Consider the following 23702-nt stretch of genomic DNA (forward strand, 5'->3'; position numbering starts at 1 on the left):
CGCGAGCCGCCACCGGCCAGGCGGGGACATCAGTCGCCGACGCGCGGCTTCACCACCCGTCCCGCACGCGCCAGCTCCACATTGAACTGGGCACCGGACAGCAGCGACAGATGGGAGAACCACAACCAGATCAAGAACACCACCGGCCCCGCGAGCGAGCCGTACAGCCGGTTGAAGGTGCCCACGTACGAGGCGTAGAGCGCAAAGCCCGCGGACGACACCAGCCACAGCAGCACCGCGACCACCCCACCGGGCGCCGCCCGCCGCACCCCACGGGAACTCGGCGGCCCGGAACGGAACAGCACCATCGCCAGCACCGTGGCCAGGAGCAGCAGCAGCGGCCACTTCAGCAGATTCCAGGTCGCCTCGCCCGCCTCGCCCAGCCCCACCGCCCGGCCCAGCGCGGTCGCGATCGGCCCGCTGACCAGCAGTGCCACCGCACTGCTGATCAGCAGCGCCATCAGCAGCAGCGCCGTCACGAGAATGCGCGGCGCCTTCCGCCACGGCGGCCGGTCGTCCTTCGTACGGTGCATGGCGTGCAGCGCCCGGCGGAACACGGCCAGATAGCTGCACGACGACCACAGCGCACTGACCAGCGCGCCGCCCACCACCACCCACGCGGCGGTGCGCTGGTGCGCCATGCCGAGCAGCGCACGGTGCACGGTCGGGCCCGACTGGGCCGGGGCGATCGAGCTGATCTGGTTGATGAGTTGCTCGGTGGCCGCCGGGTCGGCGAGACCGATCAGCGACACCGTGACGATCAGCGACGGCAGCAGCGCCAGCACGGAGTAGTACGTCAGGCTCGCCGCCCAGTCCGTCACATCGTCGTGCCACACGGACAGTGGCGTACGGCGCAGCGCGGTGCGGACCTGTGCCCAGGTCGGCACGGCCGGCTGCCTCGGCCCGACCGCCCCGAGCGCCCGGTCCAGCAGCGTACGGTCCAGCCCACGGCGCATATCGCTCCCGCCCATGTCGCATCCGTCCTCTCGCTCGATCCGTCTGCATCATCCCCCGGCGGAGCGACCGCCGACGACCAGGAGCCCGGCCGCGGCCGGCCCCGTCCGGTGACCGTCCAGGGCCCCGTCCGCTACTCCAGCCCGCGCGCCCGCCGGAACCGCACCAGCCCGTCCGCCAGGTCCACCAGCGGCTCCGGATAGGCGTACGCCGCGCGCTCCGGCCCCGTCAGCCGCCACGGCTGATGTACCGCCGCGCCCGCGAGGCCTGCCAACTCCGGCACCCAGCGCCGCACATAGTCGCCGTGCGGATCGAACCGCCGGGCCTGGACGAGTGGATTGAGCACCCGGTTGGGCCGGGTGTCGGTGCCGGTGCCCGCCATCCACTGCCAGTTGAGCTGGTTGTCGGCCAGATCGCCGTCCACCAGCAGATCCAGGAAGTGCCGCGCACCCACCCGCCAGTCCACATACAGCGTCTTGGTCAGAAAACTCGCCGCCAGCATCCGGGCCCGGTTGTGCATCCACCCCTCGTGCAGCAGCTGCCGCATCGCCGCATCGATCACCGGAAAGCCGGTACGGCCCTCCTTCCACGCCGCCACCTCGGCGCTGTCCTGCCGCCAGCGGTCGCCCCTGGTGCGGTAGTCGGCGTGCGCCGCGTCCGGGCGGGCGGCCAGCACCTGGTGATGGAAGTCCCGCCAGGCCAGCTGCCGTACGAACGCCTCGGCGCCGGCGTCCGGCCGGTCGGCCGCCTTGTGCACCAGCTCCACCGGCGAAAGACATCCGAAGTGCAGATACGGGGACAGCCTCGAGGTGGCATCGCCCGGCAGATCGTCCTGCCGGTCCTCGTAATCGGCCATCCCCGACCGCTGCCATGCCCCGAACCGGCGGCGCCCCGCCCGCTCGCCGCCCTCCGGCAGCACGGGCGACGTCTTCCCGCCGGGGCACAGCACCGCCGCCGACGGCACGTCCTCGGAACGCACCCCCGCCGGAACCGGTACGGACCGCGGCGCGGGCAGCACCGGCCGGGGCCCCTCGGCCTGCCACCGCCGGAAGTACGGGGTGAAGACCGCGAAGTGGTCCTTGTCCGCGCCGGAGGGCAGCAGCGCGCCCGGCGGCACCGCCGTGATCACCGCATCGTGGACGACCAGCGCCCGCCCCGCCGCCGCCAGCCCGTCGCCCAACCGCCGCTCCCTGCGCAGCGCATAGCCGCTCACCCCGGCCGCGAGATGCACCTGCCCGGCCCCGGTCTCCGTCGCCACCCGGCAGGTCTCCGCGACCACATCCCCCGTACGGATGACCAGGGAACCGCCCCGTTCACGCAGTCCCGCGTCGAGATCCGCCAGCGCATCGGCCAGGAACGCGGCCCGGTTGGGCACCATGAATCCGGCGTCCGCGATCCCCGAATCGACCACGAACAGCGGCACCACGCGCGCCGCGGAGCGCAGCGCGGCATGCAGCACCGGCTGATCGTGCAGCCGGAGATCGGAGCTGAACAGACAGATCGCGGCTTCCATGACCTACGTCTACACCGAACCAGGGCGCCGCGAGCGCACGGTGGCACCGCGCCCGTCAGGCGAACGGCAGCCCCCGCCACGGCGAGGCCGGGTCCTGGGTGAGGACCCGGTGGAGGTGCACGGTCTCCGCGTACTGCGGCCCGAACCAGCCGTTGTCGGACGCCAGCAGCCGGCCCAGCGCATAGCCCGCGGCGAACTCCTCCCACGAGCCGTACGCCTCCCTGGCCCGCGCGCCGGCCTGCGCCACGGCCTGCTCGGCCTGTTGCGGCGCGCACAACCGGGCGCCCAGACCCCAGCGGACGAGTGCGACGGCATGCGCGTAATCCAGGGCGACCAGGGACACCACCCGGCCGTCCGCGGGCAGCAGACCGTCGGTTCGGAACCGCTCCTCGTACTTGGTCACCAGCTCCGGGACCGCGGGCGCGTCCGCGGCTCCCTCGGAGCCGGCCGCCTCCGGCGCCTCTTCCTTGTCCGCCGCGTCCCGGCCGCGGGCCCGTGCGCGCAGCGCCGACTCCGTATCGGCCGGTACGAACTGCCCGCCGAGCAGCTGGTCCAGGCGCTGCTGCCAAGTGGCCGGGTCGGCCACCGACCACTGCTCGCGCAGGGTCTGCGCGTCCGACGCGTGGTCGAGGAAGGCCGTACCGAGTTCGTTCCACGGCAGGCTGTGGTGCACCGCGAGCGGCGCACCACACGCCAGCCCCTGTGCGACGGGGCCGTGCAGCGGACCGCCGAAGTGCGTGACCAGCAGCCCGCCGGGCCGCACTCCGACCTGGGCGCGGATCCGCAGCCAGCCGGCGCGGTGCGCGGGCGTCGCGGCCAGATACGCGGCGCACGGCGTCCCGGGGTTGACCGCGAGCCGCCACTTGTCGTTCGGCCAGTCCTGCGCCAGCTCCTCGACCGACACCCGGTCGAAGAACTGCTGTGGCTGCCACGGCGGCAGCATCCCGCGCGTCACGACCGGAATGCACTTACCACCCGTCGCCGGGTCGTCGTAAACGGGCAGCGGGTCCGGGCCCTGCTGCGGTACCGCCAGATACAGATCCTCACCGGCGATCGCCGCGACCTGTCCGTCCACGTCACCACGCGCCGTCGCTTCGCACAGCCGCCGCTCGATATCCGTCGGCGGCATCCATCCCGGAGTAGCCACAAGCCACGACCCTACGGTCCGTCCTTCTCCCGCCAGAAGCTGGGGTTGCCGGATCCGCAACAAAGATTGCCCCCCGCGCCACCGCTGACGGAGGCTCGATCCATGACCACTCACGACCGCCCCGGACACGGGCACAGCCACCACACCCACGACAGCGCGCAGCTGGACTGGGCCGAACTCGGCCCGCTCCTCGAACAGGGCGCCGAGCTGCACACCCCCCTCTACGAACAGGCCGCGGCCTGGCTGCGCGAACTGCTCACCGGCGCAGCCGGCTCCGGACCCGACGGCGTGCGCCGGGTGCTCGACATCGGCAGCGGACCGGGCGTCGTCACCGGCCTGTTGGCCCGCGCCTTCCCCCACGCCGAGGTGGTCGCGGTGGATGCGACCGAGCCGCTCCTGGAACGCACCCGCGCCCGCGCCGTCCGCCTCGGACTCGGCGACCGGATCCACACCCACCTCGCCGAACTCCCGGACGGGCTCGACGCCCTCGGCGGCGCCGACCTCATCTGGTCGAGCAAGGCCCTGCACCACGTCGGCGACCAGCGCGCCGCGGTCGCCGCCCTCGCCGGCCGTCTGCGGCCCGGCGGACTCCTCGCCATCGCCGAGGGCGGCCTCGCCCCCCGCTACCTGCCGCGCGACATCGGCATCGGCCGCCCGGGGCTGCAGTCCCGGCTCGACGCGGTCACCGAGGAGTGGTTCACCGAGATGCGCAGGGCGCTGCCCGGCTCGGCCGACGACATCGAGGACTGGCCCGCCTTCCTCGCCGACGCCGGCCTGCGCACCCCGCGCTCCAGCAGCTTCCTGCTGGACCTTCCGGCGCCGCTGTCCGCCGAGGCACGGGCCTACGTCCGCACCAGCCTGACCCGCGGCATCGACGTGTACGGCGACCGCCTCGACGAGGACGACCTCACCACCCTCGCCCGCCTCACCGATCCCCACGACGCCGCCGGGATCACCCGCCGGCCCGACGCCTTTCTGCTGTCTGCGCAGACCGTGCACACCGCTCGTGCCCGGTAACCGCCGGCCACCGGCGGCGGTCAGCCCTGACTCATCGGCTTCGGGTTGATCACGGCGAAGGTCGCGCCCTGCGGATCGGTCACCACGGCCATCCGGCCGGCGATCATGTCGAAGGGCTGCTGGAGCGCGGCGCCGCCGGCCGCGGTCACCTTCTCGACCGTCTCGTCGGTGTCCGCCACCGAGAAGTACACCAGCCAGTGCGAGGGGGTGTCGGGCGGCATCTGCTCGGACATCGGCTGCATACCGCCCACCGGGTGGTCGTTCACCTTGAGCGCGTAGTAGTTCTCGGCGCCTTCCAGGGGGGCGCTCTCCACGCCGATGGCAGCCCGGTAGAAGGCGGAGGCGGCGGACCGGTCGGTGGTGTTGAGCTCGTTCCAGATCAGCGCACCGTGCTCGTTGACGATGCCGGCGCCGGGGAAGTCCACGGCCTGCCAGACGCCGAACACCGCTCCTGTGGGGTCGGCCGCGATGCACATCCGGCCGAGCGTCATCACGTCCGTGACGGGCATCAGGAGCGTGCCGCCGGCATCGCTCACCGCCTGGGAGGTGGCATCCGCATCGGCGGCCGCCAGATAGGTGGTCCATACGGTCGGCGGCGCGGGCTGGCCGCCCATCGGGACCGCGGCCATGATGCCGGCCACCGGTTTGCCGTTCAGCCGACACACGGCGTACCCGCCGGTCTCCGCTGGGCCGACCTCGCCGGTCCACCCGAAGACGCTGGAGTAGAAGTCGATGGCGCCCTGCTGGTCGGGGGCCGCGAGGTCGACCCAACAGGGGGTTCCGGGCCGGTAGGCAGAAGTGACGTCAGGCATCGTGGCCTCCTGGAGGGAGCACCCCCCATGCCCTTGAGGCATCGGGGAGGAGCAGAGCAGAGCGGAACAGAGCGTCCGCGCCCCTGTCGGTGCTCCGCAGCGGCCACCGCACGCTCACCCTCCACACTTCCTGCCGTCCGCCGAGCCCGCCACTCGGATGGGCCGCGCCCCGTACGCCGAGGCGCCGCCCGGACCGGCCGGGCGGCGCCTTACGGGGGCGAGGGTCAGGCCATGTCGAAGGTGGCCGGGTCCGGGCCGAGGCGGTTGCCGGAGTCCAGGCCGGCGAGGGCGGCGAGATCCGCGTCGTCCAGCTCGAAGTCGAAGACGTCGATGTTCTCGGCGATGCGCGAGGGGGTGACGGACTTCGGGATGACGACATTGCCGATCTGGAGGTGCCAGCGCAGCACCACCTGGGCGGGCGTCTTGCCGTGCTTGGCGGCGAGCCGGGCGATCGTCGGGTCCTCCAGCAGCCCCTTGCCCTGGCCGAGCGGCGACCAGGCCTCGGTGACGATGTGGTGCCGGGCGTGGAAGGCGCGGGACTCGGCCTGCTGGAACTGCGGGTGCAGTTCGATCTGGTTGACGGCCGGGACGACGGAAGTCTCGCCCAGCAGCCGCTCCAGGTGCGCGGGCAGGAAGTTGGAGACGCCGATGGCCCTGGCGCGGCCGTCCGCGTAGATCTTCTCGAAGGCCTTGTACGTGTCGACGGACAGGTCCCTGGAGGGCAGCGGCCAGTGGATCAGGTAGAGGTCCACATGGTCGAGGCCGAGCTTGGTCAGGGAGGCGTCGAAGGCGCGCAGCGTGGAGTCGTAGCCCTGCTCGGAATTCCAGAGCTTGGTCGTGACGAACAGCTCGTCACGGGCGATGCCGGAAGCGGCGAGTGCCCTGCCCGTACCCGCTTCGTTGCCGTAGACCGCCGCGGTGTCGATGCTGCGGTAACCGGCCTCCAGGGCCTGGCCGACGACGGTGAACGCCTGGTCGTCCTCGATCTGCCAGACGCCGAAGCCGAGCTGGGGCATCGCGATGCCGTTGTTGAGCGTGAGGGAAGGAACCTTGCTCACGGGGGAATCGGTCCTTACGTCGACTTTCGTGTTCTGCGATGTCAACGATCATCCGCCGTCGCGCATTCCCGTGCATGCCGATGCGTTGAGGAAAATGCGGAGCGTTCCTGTGTGCGTGCCGCGGCGGTGAGTTCGCAGAGTGTGGTGAGTTCGCAGAGTGTGAAGGCGCCGCCGCACAGCACCACGAGCCCGGCGAAGAGTTCCAGGGCGCCGACCAGTCCCGGGAGCCCGCCGGGGACCGCGGACGCGCCGGGGGAGAGGCCGTCGGTCACCGCCTGGCCCAGCCACAGCGTGCCGCCCAAGGCGAAAGCCGAGGCGCTGCCGACCCAGGCCAGGGCGAGCGGGATACGCACCGGGAGCCGGGGCCGCAGGCGCGGGAACAGCAGGAGCAGTATCCCGGCGGCGCCGAGCAGAGTGAACAGGCCCTGGGCCCAGTCCGAGGCGGAGCTGATGACGGTGGATGCCGCCACCTCGGCCGCTTCCATGCCCAGCGTCGAGCCGGCGCCCCACAGGACGTGGACGGTGCCGAGCGTGGCGAGCAGCACCGCGGCGGGCGCCAGGAAGATCCGTTGCAGCGCCCGGGTGCCGGTGTCCGGAAGCGCGCCCAGCGGGCGGCGCAGCAGACCGCCCCAGCGCTGGTGCGCGTACACCGCGAAGGCACCGAGCAGTGTGCCGCCCTCGATGATGAAGCCGCCGTAGACGACGCCGACGACCCAGGGCGCGAGGAAGTCACCGCGGGACATCGGGTTGTCGGCACCCGTGACGAGGCCGGCGAGGCTGCCGCCCACCACGCCCGTCACCAGCGGGACGAGCAGCCCGGACGCCATCCACAGCGGAAAGGCCAGCAGCCAGGGCGGGGCGCGGCGGCCAGCTGGGCGGGTGAGGGTGTACGCCACCGCCGCCGCGATCGCATCCAGGAGGAAGGTGAAGACATTGGCCGCGACCCATACGGCGCGGCTGAAGCGCTGGGTGTCGACGACGCCGATGTCGAAGCCCAGCACCCACAGCAGCTTGAGGGTGAGGTACGGCGCGCAGGCGAAGACCGCGATCCGGCCGAGAACGGTGAGGCGGCGAGAGTCCATGGCCCGGAGTCTGGTCGGCGCCGGCCTCCTGGACGTCAGGCCTGCGGCCGATCCGCCTCCGCCGTACGGGGGAGGCGGATCGGAGGCGAGCGGCGCGGGCGGGACGGCCAAGGCCGCTCCCACCCGACCCTCACGCCTTGTACAGCGCGTCCACCTCGACCGAGTACGCCGTCTCGATCGCCTTGCGCTTCAGCTTCAGCGACGGCGTCAGCAGCCCGTGCTCCTCGCTGAACTGGTTGGCCAGTATCCGGAACGTACGGATCGACTCGGCCTGTGAGACCAGCGTGTTGGCCGCGACGACGGCGCGCCGGATCTCGGTCTCCAGGTCCGGGTCGCGCACCAGGTCGGTCGGCGGCAACTCCGGCTTGCCGCGCATGGCCAGCCAGTGCGCGACCGCTTCCGGGTCCAGGGTCACCAGCGCGGCGATGAACGGCCGGTCGTTGCCGACGACGATGCACTGGGCGACCAGCGGATGCGCCCGTACCCGCTCCTCCAGGGACACCGGGGAGACCGTCTTGCCACCGGAGGTGACCAGGACTTCCTTCTTCCGGCCGGTGATCGTCAGATAGCCGTCCTCGTCCAGGGCGCCGAGGTCACCGGTGGCGAACCAGCCGTCGTGCAGCACGGCATCGGTCGCCTTGGGATCGTTGTGGTAGCCGTGGAAGATCTGGCCGCCGTACAGCCAGATCTCGCCGTCCTCGGCGATGTGGACGGTGGTGCCGGGGATGGGGGTGCCGACGGTGCCGTAGCGGGTGCGCTCGGGCGGGTTGGCGGTGGCGGCCGCGGTGCTCTCCGTCAGGCCGTAACCCTCGAAGATCCGCACACCGGCACCGGCGAAGAACAGTCCGAGGCGGCGCTCCATCGCCGAGCCGCCGGACATCGCGTACCGCATCCGGCCGCCCATCGCCGTACGGACCTTGCTGTACACCAGCTTGTCGAAGATCTGGTGCTGCATCCGCAGCGAGGCACTGGGGCCGGAGCCGGTGCCGAAGGCCTTGTTCTCCTGCGCCTCGGCGTAGCGGACCGCGATCTCGACGGCCTTGTCGAACGGGCCCACCTTGCCGTCCGTCTCCGCCCGCCGCCGGGCCGCGGCGAAGACCTTCTCGAAGATGTACGGCACCGCGAGGATGAAGGTGGGCCGGAAGGACTGCAGGTCGGGCAGGAGCGCACGGGCCGCCAGCTCCGGCTGGTGGGCCAGCTTGACCCGGCCGCGGACCGCGCCGACCTGCACCATCCGCCCGAAGACATGCGCCAGCGGCAGGAACAGCAGCGTGGCCGCCTCGTCGCCCGGCTTCGAGGCGAAGACCGTCTCGTAGCGCATGACGATGTTGTCGGCCTCGGCCATGAAGTTGGCGTGGGTGATCACACAGCCCTTGGGGCGGCCGGTGGTGCCGGAGGTGTAGATGAGCGTCGCGGTGGCGTCCGGGGTGACGGCCATCCGGTGGCGGTGCACCACATCGTCGTCGATATGCGCACCGGCCGCGGTCAGTTCCGCCACCGGGTCGGCGTCCAGCTGCCACAGCTTGCGCAGCTGCGGAAGCCGGTCGATGACCGAGCCGACGGTCATCGCATGGTCCTCGTGCTCGACCAGGCACGCCGAGGCGCCCGCGTTGTGCAGCATCCAGAAGACCTGCTCGGCCGAGGACGTCGGATACAGCGGTACGGACTGGACGCCGATCGACCACAGCGCGAAGTCGAAGAGGGTCCACTCATAGCGCGTACGGGACATGATGCCGACCCGGTCGCCGAACCGGACCCCCTGCGCGAGCAGGCCCTTGGCCAGCGCGATGACCTCGTCCCGGAACTGTCCGGCGGTGACGTCCTGCCAGTTTCCCGCGTCGTCCTTACGCGCCAGCGCAACCCGTCCGGGATCGGTTTCGGCGTTCTCGTAGACGGCGTCAGCGAGCCCGCCGACCCGCGGCGCGGTCGCCAAAGGTGGGACGGTGAACTCGCGCAATGACCCAGCTCCTCGTGGTGTTGCTCACAAGGCCGCGACCGTACCCCAACGGGACAGCATCCGGCAGGGCGGTACCACGTCCCGGACGCGCTCCCACGGGAACTGGCCAACCGGAGAAAACGGGCTACTTCGGAGAAGCGCGGACATGATCCGGCCACTTCGGCGCCGGACGATCACGACGCCGGGACCATATCTGCACCAAATCTCTGCACATGACACCGGTTCAGGCCGTGGGTCCGCGGCAGGCCTCTGACTACGGCAGATGCAGCCGGTCGCCGCCCGCGAGGATCGCCTCGGCGAGCGCCTCCGCCGGGCCCCGCGCCGCGCGGTCGCGCTGCCCGTACACCAGGACGAAGTCCACCCCGCCCAGCTCCGGCAGCCCGGCACGTGGCGGGATCCGGACCAGACCCGGCGGGATCATGCCCATGGTGTGCGCCATGACGCCCAGACCTGCCCGAGTTGCGGCGATCAGTCCGTTCAGGCTCCCGCTGGTGCAGGCGATCCGCCACTCCCGCCCCTGGTGCTCCAGCGCCTCCAGGGCGCGGGCCCGGGTCAGCGCGGGCGGCGGATAGACGACCAGCGGCACCGGACGCTGCGGATCGAGCCGCAGACGCTCGGTGCCCACCCACACCAGCCGGTCGCGCCACACCAGCTGCCCGCGCGACTCCTCCGGACGCCGCTTGGCCAGGACGAGATCGAGCCGGCCGGCCGCCAGCAGTTCGTGCAGGGTCCCCGACAGCTCGACCGTCAGCTCCAGATCGACCTCGGGATGGTCCCGCCGGAACCCTTCGAGGACCTCCGGCATCCGGGTCAGCACAAAGTCCTCGGAGGCGCCGAAGCGGAGCCTGCCGCGCAGCCGGGTCCCGGCGAAGAAGCTCGCGGCCCGCTCGTTCGCCTCCAGGATCGTGCGCGCGAAGCCGAGCATCGCCTCGCCGTCCTCGGTCAGCTCCACGGCGTGGGTGTCCCGGGCGAACAGCCGCCGCCCGGCGGCCTCCTCCAGCTTCCGTACGTGCTGGCTCACGGTCGACTGCCGCAGCCCGAGGCGGTGCGCGGCCTGCGTGAAGCTCAGCGTCTGCGCCACAGTGAGAAAGGTGCGCAGCTGCGCGGGTTCGAACATGGCCGCTCCGTCCTGCCGTCCGCTGTCTGCGCCGCTCCGTTCGGGCCCTCATCCCTGCCCGATCCCAGCCGCTGCTCATCGCGATCCATAATGACAGTCACTACGGTAAGAGGGGTTCCCGATCGCCGGGGTCCACGGCACTCTGGAGAGGGCACCGTCCATGCCACCGCCCGAGAGCCGCCGAACGACCGAAGAGAGACCATGCGCCGCGCTTTGCCCAAGCTGCCCTCCTGGCTGCCCGTGGACGGCTACATCCTGGCGCTTGTGGGCACCGTCGCCCTGGCCGCGCTGCTGCCCGCCCGCGGACCGGCCGCCACCGTCGCCGACGGCGCCTCCACCGGAGCCGTCGCACTGCTCTTCTTCCTCTACGGCGCCCGGCTCTCCACCCGCGAGGCGTTGGACGGGCTGCGCCACTGGCGGCTCCATCTGACCGTCCTGGCCTGCACCTTCGTGCTCTTCCCGGTGCTCGGGCTGGCCGCCCGCGGGCTCGTCCCGTACGTCCTGCCGCCCACCCTCTACACCGGGCTGCTGTTCCTGTGCCTGGTGCCCTCCACGGTCCAGTCGTCGATCGCCTTCACCTCCATCGCCCGTGGCAATGTGGCGGCGGCCATCTGCGCCGGCTCGTTCTCCAGCATCGTCGGCATCGTCGTCACACCACTGCTGGCCGGTCTCGTCCTGCACGGGGACGGCGGCGGCTTCTCGGCCGGCTCGCTGGTCTCGATCGTCTGTCAGCTGCTGCTCCCGTTCGTGGCCGGGCAGCTGCTGCGCCGCTGGGTGGGAGGATTCATCGCCCGCCACAGGAAGGCCCTCGGCCATGTCGACCGCGGCTCGATACTGCTGGTCGTCTACACGGCCTTCAGCGCCGGTATGGTCCAGGGCATCTGGCACCAGGTCTCCCCGCTGCGGCTGCTGTGCCTGCTGGGGGTGGAGGCGGTGCTGCTCGCGGTGATGCTGACCGCCACCTCGTACGGCGCGAAGAAGCTCGGCTTCCCTCGCGCGGACCGGATCGCGATCACCTTCGCCGGGTCCAAGAAGAGCCTGGCGGCCGGGCTGCCGATGGCCAGCGTCCTCTTCGGCGCCCAGGCCGGGCTCGCGGTGCTGCCGCTGATGCTCTTCCACCAGATGCAGTTGATGGTCTGCGCGGTGCTGGCGAAGCGGTGTGCGGCCCGTGCGGAACCGGAGCCGCGGCGGGAGTCTTCTCCCGCCGCGACAGCGGTCGGCGGTTCTACCGACCCGGTCCCCGTACCCGGTCCAGCGACAGCCCCAGCACCATCGGCCCGCTGACCGGCGCATCATCCGTCCGTACGCGGGACAGCTCGGTGTCGCTCAGGGCACGCCGGTAGACGCGTACCTCGTCCAGCGCGCCGGTGAACTGGACGCGGCTGTCCGGCTTCTGGCCGAGGTGTACGCCGAAGACCGAACCGCGGCTGACCGACCCCGGGACATCGGGGACGACGGTGGTCTCGGTGCCGTCCACGGTGAGCTGCAGCCGGCCGCCGGTGCGGCGCAGCGCCAGATGGTGCCAGCTGCCGTCGTTGTACGCGTCGCCGGTCTCGGCCTGGGCGGTGGCGACCGGCGCGGCGCCGTCGACGGCGGTGACGCGGGCGATGATCCGGCCGTTCCTGGGCTCGCCCTCCAGCGCGACCTGCGGGGTCCTGGTGCCGACGCCGCCCATCCACAGCAGCGGCTGTTCGCCGGTCTTGGCGTCGTAGCGGAACCACAGGCTGCAGGTGAAGTCGTGGGTGCCCAGGGGGAGGGAGGTGCGGAAGGGGAGGCGTACCGCATCGTCCGTGCCGTCGAAGGACAGCGCGTTGCCGAAACGGCCGTCGGTGGTGCGGGCGCCGCCGAGGACGAGTGCCGGCCGGGCGCCGGGTGCGGTGTCGCGGGTCGTGGGGTCGGGGGCGCGGCGCGGGCCGAGCCAGTCCTCGGTGAAGCGGGCGAAGCGGATCTCGTCCCGGGCGTCGACCGCGCCGCCCTCGTACATCAGGCCGGTGACGTCGGAGGAGACGGCGACCAGGTCCGAGTAGCCGGACCAGTCGGTGGTGACCCGGGCGCCCCGGTCGACGCCCTCCCAGGTGCGGCCCTCGTCGTAGGAGGAGCGGATGGTCATGGTGCGGCGCCGGTCGGGGTCGGCGGGCGCCGCGAACAGGGTGCGGCTGCGGCCGGCCTGCGGATGCGGCAGGCGCAGCGCCGAGCCCTGCACCATCGGGGTGTAGAGGTCGGGGACGGCGCGGAACGGCGCGGCGAAGGAGTTGCCGCCGTCGCGGCTGACCGCGGCGGTGCGGTGGCCCAGGTCGGTGCCGTCCTGTTCGCGGCCGTTGACGTAGACGGAGCCGTCGGAGCGCTCCAGGAGGGTCATCTCCGAGGGCTTTTGACGAAAGGTGCTGTCGGCGGCGATGGGCCAGGTGTCCAGCGCGCCGACCTTCCAGGTGGCGCCGCCGTCGTCGCTGTGGACCAGGGCGGCGTGGTTGGCGGTGACCCGGTTGTCCGCGTAGCTCTCGGAGTTCATGCCGAAGACCAGCCGGCCGGCGTGCCGTCCGTGGGTGAGCTGGATGCCGTGCACGGGCCCGGTGGCGTACCAGGAATTCCACTGCGGGGGACGGATGCTGGAGGTCAGGTCCCGGGGCGGGGACCAGGTCGCGCCGTCGTCGTCGCTGTACTGGAGGTGCGGGGTGCGGTCGCAGGGGACAGCGCAGCTGAGGCCGTCGGTGCGGCCCTTGTTGTAGGTCTCGACGAGCACGATACGGCCGGTGCGGCGGTCCACGATGGGCGCCGGGTTGCCGTGGGTGTCCCCGTTGCCGCGGTTGATGACCTGGAGCGGGCCCCAGGTGCGGCCGCCGTCGGTGGAGCGCTTGAGGACGAGGTCGATATCGCCGGCGTCGCCGCAGTCGTGCCGCCGGCCTTCGGCGATGGCGAGGAGGGTGCCGCGTGCGGACTTCACGATGGCCGGTATCCGGAAGCAGAAGTAGCCCTGTTCCTGGGAGGCCTTGAAGAGGATCCGCTGGTCGAATCCGCCGGCGGGGGACGGCGCCGCGGCGGTGGCGGGGCCGCCCGACGCCCGGTCGGGCGCGGCGTGTGCGGGGGCGGTCGTCAGGAGGGCGAGGGCTGTGGCGGTCAGCGCGGTGAGCAGGGCCGTGGCGCGGCGGCGCGGGGGTCTGCTGCGGGGGCTGGGGTGTGCGCGGAGAACTGACGTCATGGTCCGGCCTGCCCTTCGAGGCATCGGCGGTCGGGTCATCAGGACATCCCACGTCCTATGTGCATCCCTGACGGAAGCTACTGCCGCGTGTGGACCGCGACAAGGAGCGTGCGTCGGTTCTCCGCGCCGCGCCCCGAATTCACTCTCCCGGCCCGCAGGGCGCTGCGCCGGGTGCGCCGTGTGCGCTGCCAGGGCCGGGAGCGTCGGGTGTGCCGGGCGCCCCGCATGTTCCGGATGCGCCGTCGCGTTTCATGGCCGCAGCACCACCTTCCCGAGGTTGGTCCGGGCCTCGATGATCTCGTGCGCCTTCGCGGCCTCGTCCAGCGGCAGTTCGGCATGGACGGCGGCCCGCAGCCGGCCGGATCCGGCCAGCTCCCACAGCTGCGCGCGGTGCTGTGCGTACAGCTCCGGATGGACCGTGGTGAAGCGCCGCATCGTCAGCCCGGTGATGGTCTTGTCGCCCGCCAGCAGCTCGTACGCCGGGACCGTGCCACCACCGGAGTTGAAGAAGATCAGCCGTCCACCGGGCGCCAGGGCGGCCAGGGCGCCCGGCAGTACCTCGCCACCGACGCCGTCCAGGACGATATCGACGGGCTCGCCCCAGGACTCCTGCCCGTACGTCACCACCTCGTCGGCCCCGAGCCCGTGGAGGAACTCCGCCTTGTCGGCCGAGCTGACGGCCGCGACCACCCGCGGCACCCCCTGGAGCTTGGCCAGTTGGACGGCTAGGTGACCGGTGCCGCTGGCCGCGCCGGTGATCAGTACGGACTCGGTGCCCTGCGGCGCGGCGGTGCTGAGCGCGGCGAGCGCGACATGCCCGCTGCGCACCAGTGCCACCGCCTCCACGGCGCTCGCCCGGTCCGGTATCCGGCTCGCCAGGAAGGCGGGCGCGAGGGCGAGTTCGGTGTACGAGCCGGTGAAGGTGAGCGAGGTGACGCGGTCGCCGACGGCGAAGCCGGTGACGTCCGGGCCGAGCGCGACGACCTCGCCGGCGATCTCACCACCGGGCACGGCGGGCAGTGGATCGCCACCGCCCTTGCCGTCGCCGCGCACCCGCCGCACACACGGCAGCGTGACGCCGATCGCCTCCGTGCGCACCAGCAGCTCACCGGGGCCGGGCACCGGCGCCTCGGCCTCCTCGACGCGCAGGACTTCCGGGCCGCCATAGGTATGGAATCGGACGCGGCGCATGGGCGGGCACCTCCAGGGTTGTCGATCGGTCGGCACCGAGCGGGCTTCATTGGGTGCCCCAACGATAACCATAGACCGTTGGGATTGCCAATGGTTTTTCGTTGGGCTCTCCAACGGATTTCTCGGTACGGTGGTCCCATGGCCGAAACCCCGTACGCCCCCAGTCGTATCCGCGCGCTCCCCAGCTGGCTGCTGGGCCGCGCCGCCGCCCGTGGCCACCGGCTCGTCGCCGACGCCCTCGCCGCCGAGGGCATGCGGATGATGCATCACGCCGTCCTGTCGGGCGTCGCCGAACTTGGCCCGGTCTCCCAGGCCGAGCTCGGCCGGACGCTGGGCATCGACCCCAAGGACATGGTCGCGATCGTCAATGACCTGCAGAAGGACGGGCTGGTGACCCGCACCCCCGACCCCAAGGACCGGCGCAAGAACGCCATCGAGATCTCCGCCGACGGCCGGCGGCGGCTGCGCCGCACCCAGCAGCTCGGCGACGAGGCCAACGCGGAGCTGACCGCGGCACTGACCCCGGACGAGCGCGAGCAGCTGATCGCCCTGCTCACCCGGATCGCGCTGCCCGCGGAGTGACCCACGGACCGGCGGGGACCGGCCGGCGCAGGGGGCGCACCCCGTCGACCGGTCCGCCGGCCCGTGCGGCGGGCACATGGCCTCCGCCCGTGGCGGCCGCCGCGCGCATCAGGCGCGCGCCGTCAGTCCGAGGCGGCCGCCGCGCTCAGGGCGAGACGGTGCTCACCCGCGTACACGTTCATGGAGGTGCCGCGCAGAAACCCGACCAGGGTCAGCCCGGTCTCGGCGGCCAGGTCGACGGCGAGCGAGGACGGCGCCGAGACCGCGGCCAGCACCGGAATGCCCGCCATCACGGCCTTCTGTGCCAGCTCGAACGAGGCCCGGCCGGAGACCATCAGCACACAGGACGACAGCGGCAGCCTGCCTTGCTGGAGCGCCCGTCCGACGACCTTGTCGACGGCGTTGTGCCGTCCCACGTCCTCCCGGACGTCGAGCAGCTCCCCGTCCGTCGTGAACAGCGCCGCGGCATGCAGGCCCCCGGTCCGCTCGAACACTCGCTGGGCGGCCCGCAGCCGGTCGGGGAGGGCGGCAAGCGTCGCCAATTCGATACGGACCGGGGTGTCGGGAGAGGTGTCCAGCGGCCAGCGGGCGGTGGTGCGCACCGCGTCCAGGCTGGCCTTGCCGCACAGCCCGCACGACGACGTCGTATAGACGTTGCGTTCCAGGGTGATGTCCGGGACCGGGACCCCGTCCGCGAGCCGGACATCGACCACGTTGTAGGTATTGAAACCGTCCTCTGTCGCCCCCGCGCAGTAGACGATGTTCGCCAGCTCGTCGGCGCTCGCCAGGACGCCCTCGCTGACGAGGAAGCCGGCGGCGAGCGCGAAGTCGTCACCGGGCGTCCGCATCGTGATCGCCAGCGGCTTGCCGCCGAGCCGTATCTCCAGCGGCTCCTCGGCGACGAGGGTGTCCGGGCGGGTGCTCACGGCACCGTCGCGGATACGGATGACGCGGCGTCGCTCGGTGACCCGTCCCATGTCTGATCAGTCCCACTCGTCGATTCAGCGCTGCTGTACGTGTTGGTAGCCGAAGCGACCCTTGATGCAGAGGTTGCCATGGGTCACCGGGTCGTCGTGCGGCGAGGTGGCCTTGACGATGTCATTGTCCTGCACATGGAGGGTGACATTGCAGCCCACTCCGCAGTGGGCGCACACCGTCGTCGTCTCGGTCTGCTGTGACGCGTCCCGGGTGCCGGCGGCGCATGTCGAATTCGGACCTGAAGCTCAGCGCGCCGGTCGGACAGACCTTTATGCAGTTCCCGCAGTACACATACGCCGAGTCGGTCGGCGCGGCATCGTGCTCGGCGGCGATCCGGGCATCGAAGCCGCGCCCGCTGACCGCGATGGCGAAGGTGTTCTGCCACTGCTCACCGCACGCGTCGACGCACTTGTAGCGCGGGATGCACTTGTCGTAGTCGCGGACGTAGAGGTCGTTGTCGACCTTCGGTTCCTCGTTCATGCGGGCCGCGTCCGGGCCGAAGCGGTCCGGCTCGGCACCGTACTCCTTGATCCACTCCTCGGCGCGCGGTGTGGGCGGCAGATCGACCGATGAGGCGAGCGGCTCCAGCACCACCCTGCGGCTGTGCCGGGCCCGTTCCGTATCCGTACGGACCTCCGTACCGGGCTCCGCGCGGCGTGAACAGGCCGAGGTGAGCGTACGGGCCCCCTCGACCTCGAGGGGGGAGTCGGATGGAGGAGGTACGGCTGACGTGCCGTCAGTTCTTCAGTTCACGGCCGCCGAACGCGCCCGAGCCGTCCGCCGCGGCCCAGGCCGCATCCAGCCCCGCCTGGTCCAGCGTCCGCCAGTCCGGAGTCTCCTGGACGAAGGACCGGCCCAGCCGCCGGCCCAGCTCGACCATCGTCCGGCCGGTCACGCCACGCTCCGTGCCGTACGCGTCCAGCGCGTCCGGTCGCTCCGGCGCGGCGCGCAACGCGGCCTCCAGCGCGGCGGCGTCCTGCAGCGCCTTGACCGCGCCGGCGCCGGTGTGCGGACGGGCGACGGTGGCCGCGTCGCCCGCGAGCAGCAGCCGGCCCGCGGTGTAGCGCGGCGCCGTGAAGTCGTACATCGGCTGGATGAACACCTCTTGAGGGGGCGTCAGACGCAGCAGAGCGCCCCAGTAAGGCGCGAGCAACTCGCCGGTGACATGGGCGAGATGGGTGTGCAGCGCCTCGGTGAGGGTGCCGGGCGGCAGGCTGGTGGGCGTGTCCAGGGCCAGGTCGAGACCGGCCGGCGGGGCGGTGTACAGGACCCAGTTGGCGCGATGGCCGCCTCGGCCGTCCGGGATGCGGTAGATGATGACATGGCCGCCGTCGAAGACGCCGTAGATGCAGTCCTCCTCCGCCCACGGGTCCGTCGGAAGGCCGGGGAGGTCGAGTTCCGTCAGCCGCTCGGCGGGCACGGCGCCGCGCCAGGCGAGATAGCCGGCATAGCTGGGCCGTACATCGGGGAATGCCGCGTCACGGACCACCGAGCGATAGCCGTCCGCGCCGATGACCAGGTCGAACCGCTCCGTGCCGGCGCCGCTGCCCGCCCCGTTGTCGCCACCGTCGAGATGGAGCGTGGCGCCGTTCGCGGTGTCGCTGACCGCGCGTACCGAAACCCCCGAGCGGAATACGGTGCCGGCGGGCAGCCGGCGGTGTAACTCCCGCCAGAGCGGCCCCCAGCAGTAGGAGCGGAACGGGAAGGGCTGTACCCCGACCTGGCGGCCGAGTGGCGCGGCGCCGTCGCGTACATACCAGCGGCGGGTGGTCAGCTGCACCCAGGGCATCGCGGCGTCCAGGTATCCGGCGGCCGCGAGCTCCGCGTAGCGGGCGTTGTGCATCGCGAGGCCGACACCGCGGTCCGCGAGGTGGCCGGTGGTGCGTTCGTAGACGGTGATCCGGCCGGCGCCGGCGCGATGGGCGGCGAGTGCGGTGGCGCAGCCGGCGATACTGCCCCCGACGACGGCGACATCGGCCCCGGCGATCGGGACGCCGCCCCCGCCCATGCCGCTCTCCGTGCTCCTGCTGCCGCTCATTCGGCCACTCCCCACTGTCCGTCCGGCGGCCGATGGTCGGTCGGCCGGGTTCAACCGGCCGCATTCTCCCAGCAGTTGGTACTCGGACGACTGCGGTCCGTGATGCGCATCACCGGGTCGTGCGGTGTGGTAAGGGGCGTGCTCGGTAGACTGTAGAGGATAACCAATCGCCTTCCGTTCATTTCGGGCCCACGTCCACGCACGCGTCCGCAGAGGGAGGCCTCGATGCTGTCCACAGGGCTACCGCAGGGAGCCGTGCCGAAGCTCGAACGACCCGGCCCGCTGCGCGAGCGCGTCTATGAAGCGCTGCTCGAACTGATCACCACCCGTGCGCTGCGGCCTGGCCGGCATCTGGTCGAGAGCGAGCTCGCGGGCCATCTCGGTGTCTCGCGGCAGCCGGTCCGCGAGGCGCTGCAGCGGCTCAACACCGACGGCTGGGTCGATCTGCGCCCGGCGCAGGGCGCCTTTGTGCACGAGCCCACCGAGGAGGAGGCCGACCAGCTGCTGACGGTCCGTACGCTGCTGGAGGCCGAGGCGGCCCGGCTCGCCGCGGCGAACACCGGCTCGGCCGGGGTCGCGGAGCTGGAGCGGCTGTGCGCCAAGGGGGAGCGTGCGGTGCTGGACGACGAGGTGGATGTCGCGGTGGCGACCAACGCCGAATTCCACGCCAAGGTGATGGAGCTGGCCGGCAACGCGGTGCTGGCGGAACTGGCCGCCCAGGTCGGACGGCGGGTGCGCTGGTACTACACCCCGGTGGCCCGGCAGCGCGGCAAGCAGTCGTGGATCGAGCACCGCGAGCTGACCGCGGCGATCGCCGACCGCGACGAGGAGCGCGCGACCGCCGTCATGCGCGCACACACCGAGCACACCCGCCGTACGTACCACGAGCGCGAGCGCGAGGACGCCTGAGGAGCCCGGCCGCATACGCCGAACGGCTGCGCACCGGAGCGCGGTCATGAGCGCGAGGAGTGCCGAAAACGGGGCAAGGCGGCCGATCGAGGGGGACTGAGGGATGGCCGGGTATCGGCGTGGGTATGTGCCTGAGCCTGGGCCGGAGCGGGTGCCTGTGCCGGGGCCGGAGCACCGTCCCGGTACCGGGGCCGGGCGACCGGGACGGCCCGACATGAGCGGCCCGGTGGCGGGTTCTGTGGGGGATCCTGCCACCGGGCGTACGGGGGAACCGAAGGCACGGGCCGAGGCCGGGCCGAACTCCCGCGCATCTCGGCGCTCTTCGGCGTCCCCGGCGATCTGCTCGCGGGCACCGCCGCCGCGGCCCTGCTCGCGCAGCTCAAGCGCCTGCTACGGGACAACGGGCTGCGCGGCATCGGCAGCCACGTCGGCCACTCCTCCACCGACCCCAAGGCGTACACCTTCGCGACCCACCTCACCCAGGTCCTCGACGACGCCGAGGCGCTCGGCCTGCCGTACATCGGCACGCCCTCCAGCCCCAACCGCTACGGCAACACCGTCGACGCCTGGAAGCGCGCGGCCGAGGAGTTCAACACCTACGGAGCCGCCGCCAAGGCCCGTGGGCTGCGCTTCCACCACCACAACCACGCCGACGAATTCTCCTTCGCCACCGACGACCCCCGCGTCCGCCGCTACGACGTGCTGCTCGCCGAGACCGACCCCGAGCCGGTCTTCCTGGAGATGGACATCTTCGTCCTGGAGATGGACATCTACTGGGCGTATGTCGCGCAGTACCGCTTCTCGCGCCGGCCCGACGGCACACCCGCCCCCTTCGAGCCGTTCGACCACGTGCTGAAGACCCCGTACCGCTACCCGCGACCCGGCCGCCAACCCGGCCGGCTCGCTGTCCACCGCGGCCCGCTCCGCCCGCTACCTCCGGCAGCTGCGCGGCTGGCGCCTCCCCGGGGCTGGTCCAGCGGATCCGGCCTGGTCCAGCGGATCCGGGCCTGATCCGGCTGGATCCGGCCTGATCCGGTCGCCCCCGTTCCGATCCGCGAGACCAGCCCTGGCCGCCCGGCACGATCCGGGTAATGTTCACCCGATCACGATCAAGTACCACAAGCACAACCCGCACCACGCACCCGACCGACCACGAATGGCGAGACGCACATGAGCGAAGGGACAGCACCGGCGGCCGGCGAAGCGGCCTCCGTCGCCGACCAGGCGGCCCGCGAGCGGCTGCTCTACCTGCGCAGCAGCATCGACAACCTCGACGCCGCCCTGGTGCATCTGCTCGCCGAGCGCTTCAAGTGCACCCAGCAGGTCGGTGAGCTCAAGGCCCGGCACAGCCTGCCGCCCGCCGACCCGGCCCGCGAGGCCGCGCAGATCGAGCGGCTGCGCCGGCTGGCCGAGGACGCCAGACTGGACCCGGCGTTCGCCGAGAAGTTCCTCAACTTCATCATCGACGAGGTCGTCCGCCACCACCGGGCGATCGCCGACCGCACGCTGGAAGAGGCGGGGGAGTCGGCCGGACCCGCCGCCGGCTGAGCCGCCCGCGCAGTACGGACGAGGGTGGGTGGTGCCCCCGCGGCACCGCCCGCCCTCGTCGTATACCGGCCCGCCGCCAGACCGCCGCCGAAAAGGCCGGGGTGTTGGCGATCGAGCCAAGGAGCGGGCATGGACCTGTTCGAGCATCAAGCAAGGGAACTCTTCGACGGCTACGGCGTGTTGGTGCCGGCCGCTGAGGCCGCCGACAGTCCGGCGCGGGCCCGCGCCGCCGCCGAGCGCCTCGGCGGCCGCGTGGTCGTCAAGGCCGGTGGCCGGGGCAAGGCCGGCGGCGTCAAACGCGCCGCCGACCCGGCCGCCGCGGAACTGACCACACGCCAGATCCTCGGTATGGACATCAAGGGCCACACCGCCCACCGCGCACTACTGGCCCAACCCGCCGACATCGAAGCCGAGTTCTAGCTCTCCTACGTCCTGGACCGGGCCACCGGCCGCTTCCTCGCCATCGCCCCCGCCGAGGGCGGGACGGAGATCGAGGAGGTGGCCCGCCGCGCGCCCCGAGGCGGTGGCACGTATCCCCATCGACCCGGTGGAGGGCGTCACCGAGGCTCGTCCGCGACCACCTCGCCCACCGGTCGCCTCACCCAGGTGGCCCCGCCGGCCACGCCGAGTGACACTCGCCATACCTGACGCCGGACCGTCCCGCAGCGCCACCACGCCCACTACCGTCCAGTAACGGCTCCTACGGGAGCCGCCGAGCGCCACCACCCTGCCCCTCCGGCCGTGCACCGAGAGCGGAGACACACGATGGCCACCACCCCCGAAACCACCCCGAGCCCGCAGTCGCATACGCGCAGCGCACCCGCCCCGACGCTCGCCCTCAAACCCGGAACGTCCTGGCAGGACGCCTGGCAGCGCAGCCTCGCCGCCGCCCCCGAAGCGTTCCGCGACGACCATGCGCTCAACCTCTGGGCCGCCACCTGGCACCCGGACGGCGACCCGCTGCCCGCCACCAGCCCCGTCGACGGCACCCCCATCGCCGGCCCGCCGCGCCTCGACGCGGAGACCGCGCTGCATGCCGTACGCGCCTCCCTCGACCAGCACCGTGCCTGGCGCCATGTCCCGCTTGCCGAACGCAAGGCCCGGATCTCCGCCACTCTCGACGCCCTCACCGAACACCGCGAACTGCTCGCCCTGCTCCTCGTCTGGGAGATCGGCAAGCCCTGGAAGCTCGCGCAGGCCGATGTCGACCGCGCCATCGACGGCGTCCGCTGGTACGTCGCCGAGATCGACCGGATGCTCGCCGACCGCACACCGCTGCCCGGCCCGGTCAGCAACATCGCCAGCTGGAACTACCCCATGTCGGTCCTCATCCACGCGATGCTCGTCCAGGCGCTGGCCGGCAACGCCGTGATCGCCAAGACACCCACCGACGGCGGCCTGGTCTGTCTGACCCTCGCCTGCGCCCTCGCGGCCCGTGAGGGCGTCCCCGCCACCCTCGTCAGCGGCAGCGGCCGGGAACTCTCCCCGTCCCTGGTCCGCTCACCCGAAATCGGCTGTGTCTCCTTCGTCGGCGGCCGGGACACCGGCGCCCGCGTCGCCACCGCCGTCGCCGACCTCGGCAAACGCCACATCCTCGAACAAGAGGGCCTCAACACCTGGGGCATCTGGAACTTCACCGACTGGCCGGCCCTGACCCCCCTCCTCCGCAAGACCTTCGACTACGCCAAACAACGCTGCACCGCCTACCCCCGCTTCGTCGTCCAGCGCGACGCGTTCGCCGACTTCCTCGCCGCCTACCTCCCGGCCGTACGCAGCGTCCGCTTCGGCCACCCGCTGGCCGTCGCCGACCCCGCCGACCCGCTGCCCGAACTCGACTTCGGCCCCCTGATCAACGCGGCCAAGGCCAAGGAACTTGCCGACCTCACCACCGAGGCGATCTCCCGGGGAGCCGTCCCGCTGCACCGCGGCAGCCTCGCCGACGGCCACTTCCTCCCCTCCCAGGACACCTCCGCCTACTTCCCACCCACCACCCTCCTGGCCCCGCCACCCTCGTCCCCCCTCCACCACGCCGAACCCTTCGGCCCCGTCGACACCATCGTCCTCGTCGACACCGAAGCCGAACTCCTCGCCGCCATGAACGCCAGCAACGGCGCCCTGGTGGCCAGCCTGTCCTGCGACGACAAGGACACATACGACCGGCTCGCGCCGCAGATCCGCGCCTTCAAGGTCGGCCATGGCAAGCCCCGCTCCCGCGGCGACCGCGATGAGCTCTTCGGCGGCTTCGGCAACTCCTGGAGCGGCGCCTTCGTCGGCGGCGAACTCCTCGTCCAGGCGGTGACCGAGGGCCCGTCGCCCGAACGACTCCCGGGCAACTTCCCCGACTACCACCTGATGCCGTAGCCCCGCCGCCGACGGCACCGCACGCTCCACCCCCTGCGGCAGGGGCGTGCGGCGCCGCAGCAGCGGCTCGACCCGCCCCTCCGGCGCGAGCGGCACCAGATCATCAGCGGCAAAAGCGCCCATGGCTTGCACGGCCCACTGAGATGCGCAACTTGTCCCTCATTGCCCATAAATCAAAGTTATGTCCAGCCGGATACGCAGGTGAAAGGCACTCCGAAACCTTGGTATTGTTGTCCATGTCG

The 23702-nt window shown here is 72.0% G+C and carries 18 protein-coding genes and 3 pseudogenes; 8 read left to right on the forward strand and 13 right to left on the reverse strand.

Going from position 1 to position 23702, the window contains the following annotated elements; translation table 11 throughout:
- Positions 1-29: 29 nt before the first annotated feature.
- The 3 genes from KI385_RS36035 to KI385_RS36045 all read right to left on the reverse strand — a co-directional run bounded on the left by KI385_RS36035 (position 30) and on the right by KI385_RS36045 (position 3596).
- Positions 30-971, reverse strand: a complete 942-nt coding sequence (locus tag KI385_RS36035) for a YihY/virulence factor BrkB family protein (RefSeq protein ID WP_238576233.1) — start codon at positions 969-971, stop codon at positions 30-32.
- A gap of 116 nt (positions 972-1087) precedes the next feature.
- Complete coding sequence (locus KI385_RS36040; RefSeq protein ID WP_238576234.1) at positions 1088-2467, reverse strand: cryptochrome/photolyase family protein; 1380 nt, start codon at positions 2465-2467, stop codon at positions 1088-1090.
- Between the two features lie 55 nt (positions 2468-2522).
- The gene (locus KI385_RS36045) at positions 2523-3596 is read right to left on the reverse strand and encodes a DUF1266 domain-containing protein (RefSeq protein ID WP_238576235.1); all 1074 of its coding nucleotides are present in this window, start codon (positions 3594-3596) and stop codon (positions 2523-2525) included.
- 120 nt (positions 3597-3716) lie between these two features.
- Between KI385_RS36045 and KI385_RS36050 the strand changes: the two genes are divergently transcribed.
- Positions 3717-4631 carry a class I SAM-dependent methyltransferase gene (locus tag KI385_RS36050; RefSeq protein ID WP_238576236.1) on the forward strand — a complete coding sequence of 305 codons (915 nt, stop codon included), beginning with the start codon at positions 3717-3719 and terminating at the stop codon, positions 4629-4631.
- A gap of 20 nt (positions 4632-4651) precedes the next feature.
- Here the strand turns inward: KI385_RS36050 and KI385_RS36055 are convergent, their stop codons facing one another.
- The 5 genes from KI385_RS36055 to KI385_RS36075 form a co-directional block, all read right to left on the reverse strand.
- Complete coding sequence (locus KI385_RS36055) at positions 4652-5443, reverse strand: VOC family protein (RefSeq protein ID WP_238576237.1); 792 nt, start codon at positions 5441-5443, stop codon at positions 4652-4654.
- A gap of 224 nt (positions 5444-5667) precedes the next feature.
- Positions 5668-6501 (reverse strand): aldo/keto reductase, encoded by an 834-nt coding sequence (locus KI385_RS36060; protein ID WP_238576238.1) that lies wholly within the window; start codon positions 6499-6501, stop codon positions 5668-5670.
- A gap of 41 nt (positions 6502-6542) precedes the next feature.
- Positions 6543-7583 (reverse strand): hypothetical protein, encoded by a 1041-nt coding sequence (locus KI385_RS36065; RefSeq protein WP_238576239.1) that lies wholly within the window; start codon positions 7581-7583, stop codon positions 6543-6545.
- A gap of 130 nt (positions 7584-7713) precedes the next feature.
- On the reverse strand, positions 7714-9540 hold the full coding sequence (locus tag KI385_RS36070; protein WP_238576240.1) for an AMP-dependent synthetase/ligase: 1827 nt from the start codon (positions 9538-9540) through the stop codon (positions 7714-7716).
- A 253-nt stretch (positions 9541-9793) separates the two neighbouring features.
- Positions 9794-10657, reverse strand: coding sequence for a LysR family transcriptional regulator (locus KI385_RS36075; RefSeq protein WP_238576241.1), 864 nt, complete (start codon positions 10655-10657; stop codon positions 9794-9796).
- Between the two features lie 201 nt (positions 10658-10858).
- Here KI385_RS36075 and KI385_RS36080 point away from each other — a divergent pair, with 201 nt between their 5' ends.
- On the forward strand, positions 10859-11941 hold the full coding sequence (locus KI385_RS36080) for a bile acid:sodium symporter family protein (RefSeq protein ID WP_238576242.1): 1083 nt from the start codon (positions 10859-10861) through the stop codon (positions 11939-11941).
- Here the strand turns inward: KI385_RS36080 and KI385_RS36085 are convergent.
- Positions 11883-13853, reverse strand: coding sequence for a sialidase family protein (locus KI385_RS36085; protein ID WP_238576243.1), 1971 nt, complete (start codon positions 13851-13853; stop codon positions 11883-11885). The genes KI385_RS36080 and KI385_RS36085 overlap by 59 nt on opposite strands.
- Before the next feature lie 249 nt (positions 13854-14102).
- A complete protein-coding gene (locus KI385_RS36090; protein WP_238576244.1) occupies positions 14103-15044 on the reverse strand; it encodes a quinone oxidoreductase family protein in 942 nt (313 codons plus the stop codon).
- A gap of 138 nt (positions 15045-15182) precedes the next feature.
- Between KI385_RS36090 and KI385_RS36095 the strand changes: the two genes are divergently transcribed.
- A complete protein-coding gene (locus KI385_RS36095; RefSeq protein WP_238576245.1) occupies positions 15183-15626 on the forward strand; it encodes a MarR family winged helix-turn-helix transcriptional regulator in 444 nt (147 codons plus the stop codon).
- 122 nt (positions 15627-15748) lie between these two features.
- Here KI385_RS36095 and fdhD read toward each other — a convergent pair whose 3' ends face one another.
- From fdhD to KI385_RS36110, 3 genes and pseudogenes are all read right to left on the reverse strand, one after another.
- The gene (fdhD, locus tag KI385_RS36100) at positions 15749-16603 is read right to left on the reverse strand and encodes a formate dehydrogenase accessory sulfurtransferase FdhD (protein ID WP_238576246.1); all 855 of its coding nucleotides are present in this window, start codon (positions 16601-16603) and stop codon (positions 15749-15751) included.
- A gap of 24 nt (positions 16604-16627) precedes the next feature.
- A pseudogene (locus KI385_RS36105) lies at positions 16628-17303 on the reverse strand (4Fe-4S binding protein); the annotation flags it as partial.
- A 37-nt stretch (positions 17304-17340) separates the two neighbouring features.
- Positions 17341-18642, reverse strand: coding sequence for an FAD-dependent monooxygenase (locus KI385_RS36110; RefSeq protein WP_238576247.1), 1302 nt, complete (start codon positions 18640-18642; stop codon positions 17341-17343).
- A gap of 225 nt (positions 18643-18867) precedes the next feature.
- Between KI385_RS36110 and KI385_RS36115 the strand changes: the two genes are divergently transcribed.
- From KI385_RS36115 to KI385_RS36135, 5 genes and pseudogenes are all read left to right on the forward strand, one after another.
- Positions 18868-19551: a GntR family transcriptional regulator gene (locus tag KI385_RS36115; protein WP_238576248.1), complete on the forward strand. Its 684-nt coding sequence runs from the start codon at positions 18868-18870 to the stop codon at positions 19549-19551.
- A 363-nt stretch (positions 19552-19914) separates the two neighbouring features.
- Positions 19915-20427, forward strand: a pseudogene (locus KI385_RS36120) (sugar phosphate isomerase/epimerase family protein); the annotation flags it as partial.
- Between the two features lie 294 nt (positions 20428-20721).
- A complete protein-coding gene (locus KI385_RS36125) occupies positions 20722-21099 on the forward strand; it encodes a chorismate mutase (protein WP_238576249.1) in 378 nt (125 codons plus the stop codon).
- Between the two features lie 129 nt (positions 21100-21228).
- Positions 21229-21667, forward strand: a pseudogene (locus KI385_RS36130) (ATP-grasp domain-containing protein); the annotation flags it as partial.
- Positions 21668-21864: 197 nt separating this feature from the next.
- Complete coding sequence (locus KI385_RS36135) at positions 21865-23460, forward strand: aldehyde dehydrogenase family protein (protein WP_238576250.1); 1596 nt, start codon at positions 21865-21867, stop codon at positions 23458-23460.
- Positions 23461-23702: the final 242 nt, after the last annotated feature.

Origin of the sequence: Streptomyces inhibens (assembly GCF_022221585.1) — a bacterium.
Lineage (GTDB): Bacteria > Actinomycetota > Actinomycetes > Streptomycetales > Streptomycetaceae > Streptomyces > Streptomyces inhibens.

Bases quoted from the DNA above. Each gene is read 5' to 3' on its own strand.
- KI385_RS36035 (WP_238576233.1), bottom strand. From the start codon at position 971: ATGGGCGGGAGCGATATGCGCCGTGGGCTGGACCGTACGCTGCTGGAC.
- KI385_RS36040 (WP_238576234.1), bottom strand. From the start codon at position 2,467: ATGGAAGCCGCGATCTGTCTGTTCAGCTCCGATCTCCGGCTGCACGAT.
- KI385_RS36045 (WP_238576235.1), bottom strand. From the start codon at position 3,596: ATGCCGCCGACGGATATCGAGCGGCGGCTGTGCGAAGCGACGGCGCGT.
- KI385_RS36050 (WP_238576236.1), top strand. From the start codon at position 3,717: ATGACCACTCACGACCGCCCCGGACACGGGCACAGCCACCACACCCAC.
- KI385_RS36055 (WP_238576237.1), bottom strand. From the start codon at position 5,443: ATGCCTGACGTCACTTCTGCCTACCGGCCCGGAACCCCCTGTTGGGTC.
- KI385_RS36065 (WP_238576239.1), bottom strand. From the start codon at position 7,583: ATGGACTCTCGCCGCCTCACCGTTCTCGGCCGGATCGCGGTCTTCGCC.
- KI385_RS36075 (WP_238576241.1), bottom strand. From the start codon at position 10,657: ATGTTCGAACCCGCGCAGCTGCGCACCTTTCTCACTGTGGCGCAGACG.
- KI385_RS36080 (WP_238576242.1), top strand. From the start codon at position 10,859: ATGCGCCGCGCTTTGCCCAAGCTGCCCTCCTGGCTGCCCGTGGACGGC.
- KI385_RS36085 (WP_238576243.1), bottom strand. From the start codon at position 13,853: ATGACGTCAGTTCTCCGCGCACACCCCAGCCCCCGCAGCAGACCCCCG.
- KI385_RS36090 (WP_238576244.1), bottom strand. From the start codon at position 15,044: ATGCGCCGCGTCCGATTCCATACCTATGGCGGCCCGGAAGTCCTGCGC.
- KI385_RS36095 (WP_238576245.1), top strand. From the start codon at position 15,183: ATGGCCGAAACCCCGTACGCCCCCAGTCGTATCCGCGCGCTCCCCAGC.
- fdhD (WP_238576246.1), bottom strand. From the start codon at position 16,603: ATGGGACGGGTCACCGAGCGACGCCGCGTCATCCGTATCCGCGACGGT.
- KI385_RS36110 (WP_238576247.1), bottom strand. From the start codon at position 18,642: ATGAGCGGCAGCAGGAGCACGGAGAGCGGCATGGGCGGGGGCGGCGTC.
- KI385_RS36115 (WP_238576248.1), top strand. From the start codon at position 18,868: ATGCTGTCCACAGGGCTACCGCAGGGAGCCGTGCCGAAGCTCGAACGA.
- KI385_RS36125 (WP_238576249.1), top strand. From the start codon at position 20,722: ATGAGCGAAGGGACAGCACCGGCGGCCGGCGAAGCGGCCTCCGTCGCC.
- KI385_RS36135 (WP_238576250.1), top strand. From the start codon at position 21,865: ATGGCCACCACCCCCGAAACCACCCCGAGCCCGCAGTCGCATACGCGC.